The sequence below is a fragment of the Paenibacillus sp. J22P218 genome (assembly GCF_056269195.1).
This window is the reverse complement of record NZ_JBWDNL010000003.1, coordinates 51,249-66,111: the sequence shown is the minus strand read 5'-3', so window position 1 is coordinate 66,111 and position 14,863 is coordinate 51,249. Positions and strand designations below refer to the sequence as shown.

Annotated in this window: 12 protein-coding genes; 4 read left to right on the top strand and 8 right to left on the bottom strand. The window is 49.6% G+C overall.

Features of this window, described 5'->3' with window-relative positions; translation table 11 throughout:
• The first annotated feature begins 169 nt into the window (after positions 1 to 169).
• Positions 170 to 4,030: a fibronectin type III domain-containing protein gene (locus tag AC0YN0_RS14995; RefSeq protein WP_475821962.1), complete on the top strand. Its 3,861-nt coding sequence runs from the start codon at positions 170 to 172 to the stop codon at positions 4,028 to 4,030.
• A 99-nt stretch (positions 4,031 to 4,129) separates the two neighbouring features.
• Here AC0YN0_RS14995 and pstA read toward each other — a convergent pair whose 3' ends face one another.
• The 4 genes from pstA to AC0YN0_RS14975 form a co-directional block, all read right to left on the bottom strand.
• Complete coding sequence (gene pstA / locus AC0YN0_RS14990) at positions 4,130 to 5,050, bottom strand: phosphate ABC transporter permease PstA (RefSeq protein WP_475821961.1); 921 nt, start codon at positions 5,048 to 5,050, stop codon at positions 4,130 to 4,132.
• Complete coding sequence (gene pstC, locus AC0YN0_RS14985) at positions 5,047 to 6,012, bottom strand: phosphate ABC transporter permease subunit PstC (protein WP_475821960.1); 966 nt, start codon at positions 6,010 to 6,012, stop codon at positions 5,047 to 5,049. The genes pstA and pstC overlap by 4 nt, the downstream gene beginning before the upstream one ends.
• Before the next feature lie 97 nt (positions 6,013 to 6,109).
• Entirely contained in the window at positions 6,110 to 6,961 is an 852-nt protein-coding gene (locus AC0YN0_RS14980) for a phosphate ABC transporter substrate-binding protein (RefSeq protein WP_475821959.1), read from the bottom strand.
• A gap of 19 nt (positions 6,962 to 6,980) precedes the next feature.
• Complete coding sequence (locus tag AC0YN0_RS14975; RefSeq protein WP_475821958.1) at positions 6,981 to 8,399, bottom strand: stalk domain-containing protein; 1,419 nt, start codon at positions 8,397 to 8,399, stop codon at positions 6,981 to 6,983.
• A gap of 222 nt (positions 8,400 to 8,621) precedes the next feature.
• On the opposite strand from AC0YN0_RS14975, the gene AC0YN0_RS14970 reads away from it, so the two are divergent.
• Both AC0YN0_RS14970 and AC0YN0_RS14965 read left to right on the top strand, forming a co-directional pair.
• The gene (locus tag AC0YN0_RS14970) at positions 8,622 to 9,221 is read left to right on the top strand and encodes a pyridoxamine 5'-phosphate oxidase family protein (RefSeq protein ID WP_475821957.1); all 600 of its coding nucleotides are present in this window, start codon (positions 8,622 to 8,624) and stop codon (positions 9,219 to 9,221) included.
• Between the two features lie 173 nt (positions 9,222 to 9,394).
• Positions 9,395 to 9,610 (top strand): hypothetical protein, encoded by a 216-nt coding sequence (locus AC0YN0_RS14965; protein WP_337100273.1) that lies wholly within the window; start codon positions 9,395 to 9,397, stop codon positions 9,608 to 9,610.
• A 172-nt stretch (positions 9,611 to 9,782) separates the two neighbouring features.
• On the opposite strand, the gene AC0YN0_RS14960 is transcribed toward AC0YN0_RS14965, so the two are convergent.
• Positions 9,783 to 10,121: a hypothetical protein gene (locus tag AC0YN0_RS14960; RefSeq protein ID WP_442049618.1), complete on the bottom strand. Its 339-nt coding sequence runs from the start codon at positions 10,119 to 10,121 to the stop codon at positions 9,783 to 9,785.
• Positions 10,122 to 10,281: 160 nt separating this feature from the next.
• On the opposite strand from AC0YN0_RS14960, the gene AC0YN0_RS14955 reads away from it, so the two are divergent.
• Positions 10,282 to 11,517 (top strand): multidrug effflux MFS transporter, encoded by a 1,236-nt coding sequence (locus AC0YN0_RS14955; protein WP_475821956.1) that lies wholly within the window; start codon positions 10,282 to 10,284, stop codon positions 11,515 to 11,517.
• On the opposite strand, the gene AC0YN0_RS14950 is transcribed toward AC0YN0_RS14955, so the two are convergent.
• From AC0YN0_RS14950 to AC0YN0_RS14940, 3 genes are all read right to left on the bottom strand, one after another.
• The gene (locus AC0YN0_RS14950) at positions 11,489 to 12,172 is read right to left on the bottom strand and encodes a class I SAM-dependent methyltransferase (protein ID WP_475821955.1); all 684 of its coding nucleotides are present in this window, start codon (positions 12,170 to 12,172) and stop codon (positions 11,489 to 11,491) included. The genes AC0YN0_RS14955 and AC0YN0_RS14950 overlap by 29 nt on opposite strands.
• 138 nt (positions 12,173 to 12,310) lie before the next feature.
• Entirely contained in the window at positions 12,311 to 14,059 is a 1,749-nt protein-coding gene (locus tag AC0YN0_RS14945) for a sensor histidine kinase (RefSeq protein WP_475821954.1), read from the bottom strand.
• Positions 14,056 to 14,805 (bottom strand): response regulator transcription factor, encoded by a 750-nt coding sequence (locus tag AC0YN0_RS14940; protein ID WP_475821953.1) that lies wholly within the window; start codon positions 14,803 to 14,805, stop codon positions 14,056 to 14,058. The genes AC0YN0_RS14945 and AC0YN0_RS14940 overlap by 4 nt, the downstream gene beginning before the upstream one ends.
• Positions 14,806 to 14,863 lie beyond the last annotated feature (58 nt).

The window sequence follows — 14,863 nt, the reverse complement described above, 5'->3', positions numbered from 1 at the left end:
TTCTAAACATTTTTTGAACCGACATCATTCGACAACATCTATATCCCTTATTTGATATATTCGTGAGGCTATCTATCATTCCTGGACTTTAGTTTCGATATACTTAAATAGATTAGGAATGAAGAACTAGCGCTACAGCATTTATTTATTGGTAGAGGAGCCGCTTGTTATGAAACGATTTCGAACTTGGTTGACCGCATTGCTAGTTTTGGTACTAGTTTTCCCTGCATCACAAGCTTTTGCCGCAGCTGCAGGCCAAGTGGAGGAGCTATCGCTTGACAGCAAAGAGATTGCCTCGTCTAGCAGCAGTCTTTCATTGCCTAGCACTACATTCACAGAGGGTATTTTGTCAGGTGCACTCAATAGCGATCAAGAAGTGCTGCAGTTTGCGGGCTCTAAAGGCAAGGGGCAAGGGCTTGCGGCGAGCAGCAAACAATTTATAATCGCTCGTAAGGATACAGATAATCTGGACCAGGATCACTACATCCTTCAACAATCTTTTAGAGGTGTTCCAGTTTATGGCCGTTATATGCAAATTAATTTGAATAAGGCAAATCAGATTTATGCCATTCAGGATAAATCGGATAACGGCTTGAGCCTATCTGCTCTGAATATTTCACCGACACTTACAGCGGATGAAGCTATTAGCGCATTCAAGAAGGATTTGGAAAGCGGGCTGAGCGGTGCAATTCAGTTGGAGACGAAGGCAGGATCCTACCAAGTGTCCGCACCGACCGCCTCTACAATTATTTATCCTTTTAATGGGAAAAATCATTTGGCTTATAAGGTCAATATGATATTCATGTTCCCTACGGCCGGTAATTGGATTGGGTACGTGGATGCGCATACGGGCCAAGTAATTGATAAGTATAATAAGCTTCAACATGCCACAGGAACAGGGTACGGAAATGATGGGAAAAGTAAAAAACTAAACACCACACAATATAACGGGCAATATATTTTGTGGGACCAAACTCATATTGGTGATATTTATACGCTTGACCTTATTGATTGGGATGCTGAATATTTATACTTTGATGATATATACAGCTCAAATAATATATTCAACAATTCATATGATGCAGATGGGGTTGACGCGCATTATAATGCGGATATTGTGTATGACTTTTATAAATCCAACTACGGTCGTGAAAGTATAGACGGTGCAGGGATGGATGTTTACTCTATTGTTCATGTGCCTGAGTTTGATGACGAGGGCAACGCCTATATTATGGACAATGCGTATTGGAACGGGGAAGCAATGTTTTATGGGGATGGATCGGGCTCATCCCGTGGAGGCTTTGATTGTTTATCATGTGGACTAGATGTCGTAGCTCACGAGCTGACGCATGGCGTTACGGAGTTTACGGCTGGCTTGGAGTACCGCTTTCAATCCGGCGCCTTGAATGAATCTATTTCCGATATAATGGCTTCCGTTATCGATAAGGATGATTGGTTCATTGGCGAAGATACGGGCATGACGCTTAGAGATATGGCAGAGCCGGAAAACCACAATCAGCCTGGACATATGGATGATTATGCAAACTTAGAGGATACAGCGGAAGAAGACTGGGGCGGAGTTCATGTTAATAGCGGAATTCCGAACCGTGCCGCTTACTTGATGGCAGGGAAGTTTAATGCGCTAGGGCTTAAAGGCAGAGATTTGTTGGGTAAACTCACCTATGAATCGCTACGATATTTTCTATTTGAAACATCTGATTTCAGAGATATGAAGAATGCTTATTGGCTTGCGGCAGAAACGGTCAGCGGCTTAACCACTGCGCAACGTCAAACGGTCAAAAAAGCGATTTCGGAGGCATGGACAGCGGTAGGCATTGAAGGCGATCCGATTAGCGATTTGAGAGTTGCGGCCCAAACAGGAAATACCGTTCAATTAAAGTGGACGGCAGTAAGCGGAGCTTCTTCGGTTAGTTTGTTTTTAGCTTACGATAATTCGGAATGGTATGATCTTGGCGATCTTACAAATCCGAACCTTAACTCGGTAACTGTGATAGCTCTTCCGACGGGTAAAACTTACTACTTTGCATTAGCAGTCAATGATGGCAAAAATGAAGGATTATCTAATATAGTATCTACAAAATTGACGCCAGGAAAAATAAACTCTTTTATTTTGGGATCTAAAACCTACGATACTGCAACGTTCAACTGGAGTGTAACGGATGTACCTGACAACCTACTTATCCAACATTCTCTGGATAACGGGAAAACGTGGCTAACTTCTTCGATTTCGGGAAGCCTGACGCCTGAAAGTACATCGGCTACTGTTAACAATCTCGAAACCGGTAAAACTTATAAATTCCGATTAGGTGTGAGCGGTACGGCATATACATCGACTCAATATTCGACGATCTTGAGCGTTCCGATTACGCCAGTGGGTGTCGCGGATTTGGCGGCTTCGGGAGCGACTGGCAATAGTACGGCATTGGCTTGGACGCCTGCTGTAGGGGCAACGAGCATTGTCGTGCAGCAATCGCTTAACGGCACTTCGTGGACAAATGCGATTACGGGGGCGTTAGCTCCGAATGCAGGCAACGCGACAGTAACTGGTTTGCTGTCAGGTACCGTATATAAATTCAGAGTCGTCGCAACAGGTGGACGAAATGCGGGCAATTCCAATGTTGCAAGTTCGACGACGTTGTCTGTTCCCGTATCTGAGCTAAGAGTAAGCAGCACGACAACGAATACGGCTGTTCTGGCATGGCCCGCTGCAGTTAGAGCAAAAACGATTTACGTCGAGTACTCGGCTAATGGCGGCGCAACCTGGAAAGAACAAGCGCTTAAAGTATCAGGAACCGCTAAGGCGGCTACTGTAAAAGGACTGCTTCCTAATACAGCATACCAATTCCGTCTTCAAGTAGCTGAAGGTGCCAATGCGGGAACCTCCAATACCGCAGAGGGTGTAACGAAGCCTGTTCCTTTGAAATCTTTCGCAAGCACGGGCAGAACGAATCTAAAGGCAGAATCGGCTGAATTCAAATGGTCACTGCCTGTCGGTGCGACTTCATTGACAATTGAACAGTCAACTAACGGCAAAGATTGGACAACGGCTATAACAGACAGCATTAATCCAATTGCAACAAGTGCAACGGTTAGAGAACTGACTCCGACTACGAAATATTATTTCCGTTTGAATGTTGTTGGCGGTCAAAACGAAGGCCCGTCCAATAGTGTAATGGTCACAACCATTCCATTGCCGTTGTCAGATCTTTCGGTAGATGTAGAGGAGACTACGGGAAGCAAGGTTGCGTTGAATTGGACGGCAGCAATCGGAGCTAAGAAGGTAGTTATTCAACAATCGCTGAACGGCAAGTCTTGGACGACCGCAAAAGTAGCGTCGCCTTTATTGCCGGGCGACAGCAGCGCTGTCGTTACAGGACTTGTAGCAGGTACGGATTACGATTTCCGTATTACGGTAACTGGCGGTCAGAACGCTGGTAATTCGAACATTGCAGAAGAGAGTACAAAGATTGTGCCAATCGATTCGTTAAGGGAAAGCTCTTCGACGACAAACAGCGTAACGTTGGCTTGGGATGCGGCTTCCAAAGCGACTGCAATCGGGTTGCAGCAAAATGTTGGCGGAGGATGGGAACCGGTAGCTGGCATTAAGCTCTCGGTATCCGCGAAGTCTGTAACGATTAAGGGACTGACTCCTAACACGGGTTATGCTTATCGCTTAGTTGTTACAGGCGGGGGTAATGACGGCGAATCGAATGAAGTAGATGTAAGGACGAAGTCGCTTGCGATATCTGGATTTGCTTCTACGGGCAAGACATCCAATTCCGCGAGCTTTAAATGGAAGCCAGTAACTGGGGCCGGAAAAGTGTATATTGAGTATGTGGGTAACGGTCAAGATTGGGTTGACGCTGTTTCTATCGAATTATCGACTGATAGCGTAACGGCTACGGTGGATGGTCTAACACCCTACACGAGCTACAAATTTAGACTGAGAGTAGAAGAAGGGCTTTATGAAGGTTCTTCAACTGCTTTGAGTGTAAAGACGAATCGTTAATCGATTTCTAGTATATTATTAACGTTAACAAGGGCTGCGCCAAATGGTCTGAAACAGACCAAACGGTGCAGCCCTTGTTGCGTTTATTGAATTCTCGTACTAGCTCCGAGTCTTGCGGCTATTCAACCATAGAGGGATGCGGAATACTAGATTGATGAGTAGGACGACGAAGACGAGTACGGCGGCTGCTTTCTGTGCGATTTCTTGCGCGTCGGATACGATCGCTTCCGACTGTACATACCACAGGTGGACGGCAAGCGTCTCGCCGGGGGAGAACAGGCTGAAGTCCCACATCTCGCCGGAGGTCGTCACGCCGGCGGTGAGGATGATAACCGCGCTCTCGCCGAAGGCGCGGCCGGCGACGAGGCAGATGCCGGTGATGATGCCGTTCAGCGCGGCCGGGATAAGCGCGCGTGTTATCGTCTGCAGATGCGTTGCGCCAAGCGCGAAGGAGGCGCTCTTCTGGTCGGCAGGCACCGCGCGGATCGATTCCTCTGTAACCCGCGTTAATACCGGGAGATTGAGGAATGCGAGGCTGATCGCGCCGCCGAGTATCGTGAGTCCGATTTGGAACATTTCGACGAACAAGGCGATGCCGAACAAGCCGAATATAATCGAGGGTACCGATGCAAGGCCTTCCACGCACACGCGTACGAAAGCGATGAGCTTATTGTCCGGCGCGAATTCGGCGAGGTAGATGCCTGCGGCCATGCCGAGCGGGATGGAGATAAGCAGCGACAGGAACAGAATGTAAAAGGAATTGAGCAGCGTAGGGCCAATACCCCCGCCTTCATCGATCTCGCTTGGGAGGCCGAACAGGAAATCCCACGTCAGCTTCGGGAGACCGTCCTGGAGGATCAAATACAGCAGTCCGAAGATAAATGCGATAATAAGGACGCCTGCGGTCCAGATCACACCGGAGAACAGACGGTCGTTGATCCGGTTAAGCCCTTTGTTGTTGCGGCGGAACGGATTAGCGGCAGCAGCCGTACCAGCACCGGCACTCATTTGGTTTTTCATGAAATGCGAGCTCCTCTCCGTTGAAGCCAGCGAACGGCCACGATCATCAGAAGTGAAATAAGCAGCAGCAGGAAGCCCATCAAATACAGAGCATAGTTCCATGTGGAGTCAAAAGGAACGTTCGATATTTGCATAACGATATTGCTTGTTAAGACGGAGGTCGGCTTCAGCAGGCTGTCTGCTAGCTGAGGCGTATTGCCGATAACCATCACGACGGCCATCGTCTCGCCGACGGCACGAGCCATGCCGAGAATGACGGCATACATAATGCCGCTTTTGGCAGACGGCAGCAAAACCTTCCAAACCGTCTGGAATCTAGTGGCGCCGAGAGCGTAGGAGGCGTCACTGAATTTGGCAGGTACGGCGCTAATAGCGTCGTCGCTAATCCGGCTGACGGTCGGGAGCACCATGATCGTGAGTACGAGTGCCGCGGCGAGCAGTCCGTCGCCCATGCCCGTGCCCGTAACGGTACGGATGAGCGGAATAAGTACGGTTAATCCGAGATAGCCGTATACGACCGATGGAATGCCGACCAGCAGGTCGAGTATCGGGCGAAGCGCGTTTTTTAGCCATGGCGGGACGAATACCGATAGGAATATCGCGATCATCAGCGAAAGCGGAACGGCGATCAGCAGCGTAAGCGCCGTTAAGGCGAAGGTGCCGAAGATGAATACAAGTCCGCCATATTGCTCGTTCTCAGGCGTCCAATCGGTAGAGAAGAAGAAGTCGGTGAACGAGATATGGTTGAACGTAAGAACGCCGGTCCGAAGCATAAGAAATAGAATAAGAAATAGAATCAGACAAACGAAAGCTGCAGCAGCGACACATAGGTAACGGAACATGCGGTTCATCGCGAACAAACGCGAACGGCGGTCGAACTTCTTGCCGCTGCCCGCTAGCAGCGTACGGCCAAGCTCGGCATGAAGCGGCGCTTTGCCGGCGACCGGGGTTGAATCTAGCATAATAAAGGGTCTCCTCTCTCTAAAAGAGCGGCGGGCGAGGCGCTTCCATGCGCCTGCCAGCCGCTCTCTTCGTGTCATTCCATTCAATCAAGGTTGCTTATTTCATAGCCGAGATCGGGATGAACTTCAGCTTTTTAAGCGATCCGTTCTGGAACTTCGTGCTTTGAACGTATTTAATGAATTCTTTCGTAGCGCCAGTAGGCTCGCCTTTTGTCATGTAGTAGCCGTAGCCCCACACTTTGTATTTGCCGTTGATAACGTTAGCTTCCGTTGGCGCGATATCGTTGATTTTTACAGCGATCATTTTGTCCGTAACATAAGCAAGGTCCATGTAACCAATAGCATTAGGCGTCGTCTCGATAGCCGTTTTCATATCGCCGCTTGTTTTCACTTCTTTATAATTGTCGCCTTTAGTCATGAAATCCGTGCCTTGCAGCGCTTTATCCTGGAAGTTAACGCGCGTGCCGGAGCCGAACGTACGGTTAACGACGATAATATCGGCGTCCTTGCCGCCAACATCTTTCCAGTTCTTGATTTTGCCGGAGAAAATGCCTTGCAGCTGCTTCGTTGTCAAGTTCGTTGCCGTTACGTTTTTGTTCACGACGGCTGCGAAAGGAATGACAGCTACTTTATGTGCCACTTGGCCTTCGAATTTCTTGAAGCCTGGTACGTCCTTCGAAGCGTCCCAGTCTACCGCGCCGATCTGTGCGATTCCTTTGCGAACTGCTTGCGGCCCAGTAATGGAGCCTGCTGCCGACGCCGAGATTTTCACTTTCGGGTGAAGCTTTTTGAATTCGTTAGCCGCTTGAAGCGTGAGAGGCAGCAGGGCGGAAGAGCCGTTGATGACGATCTTGCCGCTGAGCTTGCTAGCCGCGTGCACGGCCGTTAGCGAACTGAAGCCGATAACGGTTGCGAGTACGGCGATTGTAAGTGATTTAAACCATTTCATTGAAATATCCCTCCATTAATTATTGAGTAATGTTCTTCCATTGACCGTTAACCGATACGGCAAGCTGGCCGTCGATCAGAGCAGCGAGATGTCCGTGACGCGATACGATGATTTCGGAAACGCTGTCCGATATTGCTGCCAGCAGTTTGTTTCCGCCGATTAAAGCATCGACCTCGTAAACCGCATTCGACGAATCATCGTTCGATGTCAGTAAGTACAGTCTGTCAGCACCTTGTGCGAGCTGATAAACATCCTTTTGCGCGAATACGCTGGTCGAAGCAGCGTCAGTGGCGGCAGTAGAGACGGATGCTGCTTTGCCGATACTTGCATCGTCAGCCGTTACGCTCACGTAGTACACTTTGGAGCCGTCAGCCGAAAGTTCAATGAACACTTTGTCATCCGTGTCCTTCGTCAGTTGCACCGGCTTGTTGTCTGCCGCTGCCGCGTTGTAGAAGTAGACTTGCGCTTCCGTTCCGGCAGCATCGATGGCTACATCGTCCAGAGCGACATCGACATTGCTGTCTGCGGTTACTTTCGGTTGCTTGTTAACGGTAAAAGCGAATTTCGTGCCGTCTGCGGACACGTCGAGGTTCGCTTTGTAATCGACCTTATCTTCAAGCACTTTGGACACAGTGCCGTCGGCCAAGTTTACTTTGGCAATGATCGAGTTTTTGTCGCCTTGCAGGAAGAAGAGAGCCGTTCCGTCTTGCGACCATTGCAACTCGTTCTTGATCGAGCTGTCCGTACTTACTTGCTTGGATTCCTTGCTGTTCAGATCGATGACATATACAGCGCCATTAGCATCTGTGTAAGCCACGTTTTGACCATTCGGCGAAACAACGAGATCCGATGTGCCAGCGGAGGAGAGCAGCAGATCATACTTGCCGTTAGCCGCATTTACGAGGTAATCCTCACGGCCGTTGTCGGAGCTGTTCGATACGATTAGACGTGTACCGCCGGCCCATACCGCGTGCTCAACGAATGTCAATTGCTCAACCGTTGCGATAGCAGGGGCATCGGCATCCGCTTCGTATGTACCGCCAAGTGCTTCAACCAGTGCAGATGGGTCTGCGAATATCGTGTAGTTGACCGTCTTCACATCTGATGAAAGAGCAGGCGAAGTGCTGCTAGCGGCAATGGTTCCTGTGCCCGGATTAACATACACCGACTTGCCTTCCAGTGTGAGTGTTACATAACCGGCTGCCGGTTGCAGAGCTGCGCCAATGGCCTTTGCGAAATCGCGTACGGAGACGAGCGTCGTGCCTGAAGCGCCTTGAATCGTACGGAGAACGGCTGGATTGGCATTCACGAGGAATGTCGTTTGGCTGAATTGGACAGCTTCCTGCTTGACCGGAGTTTGGGCAAAAACAGGGTTGACGGCGGTTGCGCCGAGAGTTGCCGCCAGCATGGAGACAGCCAGCACTTTTTTCATTTGCATGGAATCGGTCACCTTTCTCATCGTTAAGTGGTATGGGACTAATCGACTATTGATTCGATTTCATATGGATCATAGCAATCAATTATTATCCCATTATTTTGAAATCGTTTAGTATTTGTAAAGGATTGGCAGAGCGCGCGAGGTTTTTGTACTGCTTTTGTACGGGAGATAGATTTGTTACACTGTGTATATATGAGTAGGTGAAGAGAGGAAGAAGACAGCATGATATACAATCCTTTAGAGGACGAAGTTATTCATTCCTTAGAGCAGTTGCAAGAGATTGTCGGCATGCCGCATGAGGCGGTCGTGAAAAAAACAGTATCGGTGATCGATGATCATATTCGAGTATATTTGGCGAAGTGTCCGTTGTTTTTCCTTGGGACAGCCAGTGGAGAAGGATTGTGCGATGTGTCGCCGCGAGGCGATGAGCCTGGTTTCATTAAAGTGTTGGATGAGAAGACGCTGGTATTTCCGGAGCGGCTGGGGAATAGACGAATCGATTCCATGCACAATCTGTTCGCGAATCCGAGACTGGGCATGATTTGTATATTGCCGGGGATGGAAGAGGTGCTGCGGATTAACGGGAAGGCAACGATTATACGCAATCAAGCGTTGATGGAGAGCATGCAGATTAACGGCAGGCCGCCATTATATCTCGTTAAAGTGGAAGTTGAGGAGTGTTTTGTTCATTGTCCGCGTGCGCTGAAATTTTCGAAAGTATGGGATGCCGAAACGTGGTTGCCGCGTGAGGAAAGACCGAGTACGAAGGAAATGTTCGAGGCTCATATTCAGTTGAACGGTTATGTCATCGGGAAAGATTAGCTTTCCCGAGCATGGCCATAAATCCAAGCGGAGAAATATGGATTAAAAGCACAAAACTTATTTATACCATACATGAATCATCCAAGGCAACAGAAATTTTCGGAAAAGTATTGTGGTTTTCGCGATACTGTAGTATCTTCATTATGTGGAAAAAATAAGGGAGGTGAAAGACGATGGAGAAAATGGCGATGCAAATGATGATGAACATGTGCATGGACGAAATGATGTGCAAGATGAAGTCCATGAAGATGATGATGGACATGATGATGGAAATGAACATGATGGACGGCATGGATATGAACATGATGATGATGAAGATGCAAGAGTGCGATGAAATGTCGACGATGATGATGAACATGATGCGCAATATGGAGCAAGTATCGATGTAATCTTATCGAACTATGAATCTGGCCATTCATAGCTCGAAGCAGTACCTATCCATAACGGCAGAGCGGATATCCGCATGCCATAAGTTACGAAAGTGCAACAACCGCGAATCGTTTGGCAGAGCAGACCGCTGCATGCCGACGCTTTTTTTTTATTTCTACGCATAATTAGATGCTAAAATGCGTTCAAGGTTTTCAGCTTGCTGGCGATCATGACGCGTTGAAGCTTGAACTCCCATACCTTCTCCCGAAGCTGACGCTGCTGCGCCTCGTCCTGATTTCTCCGAAGCTGCTCGTATATATCCAACATTTTGCGATTGATCGCATCGAACCGAAGCCATAGGTCTACACGTAAGCCGTGTTCGATCTCAAGATTGATATGGTTGTCTTTGGCGCGCAGCGCCTGAAGAATGTCATGCTGCCATTCGGCGTCGCCGATCTGGGTTGCAAAGTTATATAGATCTAGATAGTCGTCTACCCATTTCGTTGCTATTTCTTTCGCCGAATTCGCCATCGTTAACCGCTCCAATCATCGTTATGTATCTTTACCTAGTATTATACTCGGAATTATAGGAGTTGCAAGTCATTTAACAAAAAGTTTTCGTTGAATCGTTTTGCCCTCAGTGATAACATGAATAACAGTTTTTAAGGCAGGGGAATGAGGGGATTAATTCATGAATCATACCGAATCAATAGCAGTGCCTGCGCAGCGCGGCAGCCGATTGTGGATCGCCATTGTGCTGGGCTCGTTAGCGGCGATAGGTCCGTTGTCGCTGGATATGTATCTTCCGGCATTGCCGGCACTTGCGGAGGAACTTGGCTCGACGACTTCCGCGACGCAGCTCAGCTTAACCGCATGTATGCTGGGGCTTGCACTAGGGCAGTTAATCGCGGGGCCGATCAGCGATGTTAGGGGCCGCCGTTTTCCGCTAATTGTAGGCATAGCCGTCTATGCAATTGTCTCGGGTCTTTGTTTCTTCGCACCGAATATATGGGTGTTCGTCGGCCTTCGGTTCATTCAGGGACTTGCAGGAGCGGCAGGCATCGTGATATCAAGGGCGAGTGTACGTGATTTGTATTCCGGCGTGGAGCTAACGAAGTTTTTTGCGCTGTTGATGCTTATCAATGGTGCTGCACCGATATTAGCGCCGATTGTTGGGGCTGAGGTACTTGTATTTACGTCTTGGAGAGGCGTATTCGCTATACTAGGCGTGCTTGGCACGCTCATGCTATTAGCTGTTGTGTTCGGTCTCAAGGAAACGCTGCCGGTGAATCGTCGCTCCAGCGGCGGTATTCGGGGCACGCTGTCAACCTTCCGCCGACTAGCCGGTGACCGATTGTTCATGGGTTATGCGCTAACGCAAGGGTTCGTCATGGCGGCTATGTTCGCTTATATCTCGGGTTCGCCTTTCGTGCTGCAGGAGTTGTTCGGCGTGTCACCGCGCACGTACAGTCTTATCTTCGGAATGAACGGCGCGGGCATTATTATCGCCAGCCAAGTAGCGGGGAGGCTCGCTGGCCGTGTGGCTGCGCGCAAGCTGCTGGCAAGCGGACTTACATTGACAGCGGCCGGAGCGGTATTGCTGCTGTTAGCCATATGGACGAATGCTGGTCTGAGTTTGATTATTCCAGGGTTCTTCCTGCTTGTTTCAAGCGTCGGGCTCGTATCGACGACAACGACCTCGCTCGCCTTGCAAAGCCAAGGGCAATCCGCGGGGAGCGCCTCGGCACTGCTTGGCATGCTTAGCTTCATTATCGGCGGCTTGGCAGCGCCGCTCGTAGGTATTGGCGGGAACGATACGGCATTGCCGCTCGTTATCGTCATTGCAAGCCTTGTCGTTGTTGCCTTCAGCTGCTTCCGCTTCCTGGCAGCAGAACCGGTTAAGCCTTCTGCGCGAAAAACACATTAAACTCATGATAACGATAAACGGCATCGACATTCGTGAAGCCTGCCGCAAGCAACCAGCTGATCTGATCGGATGCCTTTGCATTGATGTCTTGTTTTCGCCGCTCGATAGAGGCTTCGATCGCTTCGATCGGAAGATAGGTAGCGTGAATGGCTTGCTTCCATAGCTCCATGTAGCGTTGATCGATGGAGGGGGTCAAGCCTTCGGCTTGATCGGCGTTAACGAAGAGGCCTCCGTCCTTCAGTAAGTGGTAAATCGTTTGGAACAGTGATCTTTTGTCTGGATGGGTCAAGTGATGAATGGACAGGGAGGATACGACCGCATCGTAGCTTCCTGCATGCTCATAAGGGTAGTTCAAATAATCCGCCGCTATATAGGTTATATTCTCATAGGCGGAGAGTCTGCGCCGTGCTTGGTCTAACATTTGCTCGCTGAAATCGATCAAGGTCACATGAGCCTGCGGGTACTTCGCCAGGATGAAGGCGGACAGCAGGCCAGTGCCTGCGCCGAGATCGATGATGCGCGGCTGCGGTGTATTAAGCTCTAGCCATTGAACCGCGGTTCCATAGAAGTCGTCGAAGCACGGAATGAGCTGGCGCCTCTGTTGGTCATATTGTTGCGCCACGGCGTCGAATTGCTGTTTCACGATTGGATTCATGTTCATCCTCCCTTGTAATGGTTAAGCCTTATACTACACAAGGAGCAATATTTGCGGAAATATATAAAAGTTATATTGTTTATAGGTTGTAGCTATAGTTAGCCTGTAATAACAAGTAAAGAGCCCTATAAAGGGCTCTTATTTCGTTGCTTTCGTGAAAAAAATGCCGATTTCCGTGCCGCTGCCCGGCGCTGACCGCACCTCGATACGTCCGTGATGGGCTTCTACAATCATCTTCGCAATGCTCATGCCAAGACCGGAGCCTTCGGACGATTGATCGGTATTCGTACCTCGATAATAACGATCAAACAGCTTGCGGCTCGTTTCTTCGTCCATCCCTTGTCCATTGTCCGCTACTTTAATAAAGGGCTCGTCATTAATCATTCCCGTCGTGACGGTGATCGTTGTGCCGGGACGATTATGCTTCACCGCATTCGACAATAGGTTATCCAAGAGGCGGTTCAGCCAAGTGGCATTACCGATAAGCGGAATAGGCAGCTCGTCGTCTTCATAAATGAACTCGTATCCCGTCAATGTTGCGTCGTTGACATACTTAAGCACGGCTCTGCGGATCAGCTCGCCAAGCTCCAACTCATGCCGCTCCACGGCTTCGGAGTGATGCTTTAACTGGTATACGTGAGAGAAATCGGCCACAAGCTCCAGCATATAGTCGCCCTTCTCGCGAATCATGCGTCCCATCTCGCGCAGCTCCTCCTGATTCCAGTCAGAGGAGGGGCTCTCCAGTATGTAGCCATAGCCTTGGATGGTAGCAAGCGGCGTACGCAAGTCATGGGATATGCCGCTCATCCATTCCTCACGCGTTTTCTCCAGCTCGGCACGGTCTTTCTCCGTCTGTGCCAGCTTCTCGGCCATCCGATAGAAGGACCGGATGACCTCTTTATACAGACGATAACGCATTCGCAGCTTACCGTTCTTGCGGAATACGCGTCGCCGGTCGCGATCCGTCAATACTTCCTCGTAGTGTCCTTGCTCCATGCGCTCGAACCATCCAGTGAACATAATGAGCGGTTGACCGTAACGGTAGCCGTGCCATGTCGTAATACCGATGGAGAGTAAAAGGAAAGCGATGCCGATTCCAATCAATATCCGAATGATATCCTGCATAACGGGCTGATGCTTGATCGCTCCCGGCTCTATCGGGGCATGGACAATCCACGTCGGCGATTGATCGTCATGTTGATAGACGGTAATCGCAGCGTCGTATTCGCCTGGCGCTTGGCGCATAGCGAGCACTTCGAGCGGCGCATAGCTTTGGACGTCGGAGTCGGTCCGAGACTCACCGATCTTTTGAATGATTTTGCCCAAACGATCGATAATCGTTAAGGTACTGCCGGATTGCAGCAGCTCGGCATGCAAGTCAGGCAGATGCTCTTCGGCGACTAGTCCGTCCTTCTGATAACGGTCGAACCATTCCTTCAACAGCTCCAGCTGTTCGGTTTCGTAGCCAAGCAAGAATAGAATCGGAGACGAATAAGTAAGATCGAATTCGGTCTCTACCGCAAAATGCTCATATCTCCCCGTGTCCGAAATCGTCAGCAGCTCAGCGGCTGAATAGGAGGTAGGCTGCTGAGCCTCTGTATTCCATGCATAAACCACTTTCCCGTTCTCATCAATGACTTGCAGCCAAACATGATGCTCGGCGAAGAAGTTCTTCCAATGAGCTGGAAGCGTAACGACGCCATTTTCATAATAGGTTTCGGAGACGATGGAATCTAGAGCACCTGCGGGAAAGTTGCGCTTGATCTCATTGTTAGAAAGCTGATTGTATAGAATCATGAAAATGACGAGCACGGCTATGAGCAGGAACACTGAATTAATGAGCAGCTGATAGGTAAAGTGAAAGGCCATCCGTCGTCTGACCTTCATATGCAGGCCTGCTCTTTTGATAATTTATAACCGAGTCCGCGAACGGTTAGCAGATGAGTAGGTACGCTCGGATCAAGCTCAATGCGCTCGCGCAGGCGGCGGATATGCACCATGACGGTGTTGTCGTCCCCTAGTCCGTCCATTCCCCAAACCGTTTCATAAAGCTGCGCCTTCGAGAAAACGATGCCCGGATGCTTGCAGAAGTGCAGCAGCAGTTGAAATTCCTGCGCGGGACAGGGAACCGAGGTGCCGTCGATAAGCAGCTCGCCGGCAGCTTCGCTTAATTGGAACCGGCCATAGCGATAGACAAGTGGAGCTGTGGAGTGCGGCGTGTGCAGTGGCAGATCTCTCGGCAAAGGGCTGAGCGCGTTCATTTCATCGAGCCGCCGCAGCCTTGCTTTAATACGGGCTGCAATCTCCAGCGGGTTGAAAGGTTTCGTAATATAATCGTCGCCACCCATCGCGAAGCCTGTTAGTATATCAAGGTCGGATGCTTTGGCCGTCATGAACAAAATATGAGGGTTGCCGAATGCTCGGATTTTTGAGCAAAGCTCAAGGCCGCTGCCATCTGGTAGCATAATGTCGAGCAGCACAATATCCGCTCCGTGGCGGGCGATCGTACTGAGCGCCTCCGCACAGCTGCTGGCCGTATGAATATGCTGGAAGCCTTCTTTTTGAAGCACAAGCTGGACCATTTTGACAATGGAGAGCTCGTCATCGACGATTACAATTCGATGGTGGTACATAAGGAAATCCCGCCTTTTAATAATCTGTATAGCATCATGCTAGCATATAAACCTTAAC

What these genes read in the sequence shown, in the direction of transcription:
- AC0YN0_RS14995 (WP_475821962.1), top strand. Translation starts at nt 170, where the DNA reads ATGAAACGATTTCGAACTTGGTTGACCGCATTGCTAGTTTTGGTACTA.
- pstA (WP_475821961.1), bottom strand. Translation starts at nt 5,050, where the DNA reads ATGAAAAACCAAATGAGTGCCGGTGCTGGTACGGCTGCTGCCGCTAAT.
- pstC (WP_475821960.1), bottom strand. Translation starts at nt 6,012, where the DNA reads ATGCTAGATTCAACCCCGGTCGCCGGCAAAGCGCCGCTTCATGCCGAG.
- AC0YN0_RS14980 (WP_475821959.1), bottom strand. Translation starts at nt 6,961, where the DNA reads ATGAAATGGTTTAAATCACTTACAATCGCCGTACTCGCAACCGTTATC.
- AC0YN0_RS14975 (WP_475821958.1), bottom strand. Translation starts at nt 8,399, where the DNA reads ATGCAAATGAAAAAAGTGCTGGCTGTCTCCATGCTGGCGGCAACTCTC.
- AC0YN0_RS14970 (WP_475821957.1), top strand. Translation starts at nt 8,622, where the DNA reads ATGATATACAATCCTTTAGAGGACGAAGTTATTCATTCCTTAGAGCAG.
- AC0YN0_RS14965 (WP_337100273.1), top strand. Translation starts at nt 9,395, where the DNA reads ATGGAGAAAATGGCGATGCAAATGATGATGAACATGTGCATGGACGAA.
- AC0YN0_RS14960 (WP_442049618.1), bottom strand. Translation starts at nt 10,121, where the DNA reads ATGGCGAATTCGGCGAAAGAAATAGCAACGAAATGGGTAGACGACTAT.
- AC0YN0_RS14955 (WP_475821956.1), top strand. Translation starts at nt 10,282, where the DNA reads ATGAATCATACCGAATCAATAGCAGTGCCTGCGCAGCGCGGCAGCCGA.
- AC0YN0_RS14950 (WP_475821955.1), bottom strand. Translation starts at nt 12,172, where the DNA reads ATGAATCCAATCGTGAAACAGCAATTCGACGCCGTGGCGCAACAATAT.
- AC0YN0_RS14945 (WP_475821954.1), bottom strand. Translation starts at nt 14,059, where the DNA reads ATGAAGGTCAGACGACGGATGGCCTTTCACTTTACCTATCAGCTGCTC.
- AC0YN0_RS14940 (WP_475821953.1), bottom strand. Translation starts at nt 14,805, where the DNA reads ATGTACCACCATCGAATTGTAATCGTCGATGACGAGCTCTCCATTGTC.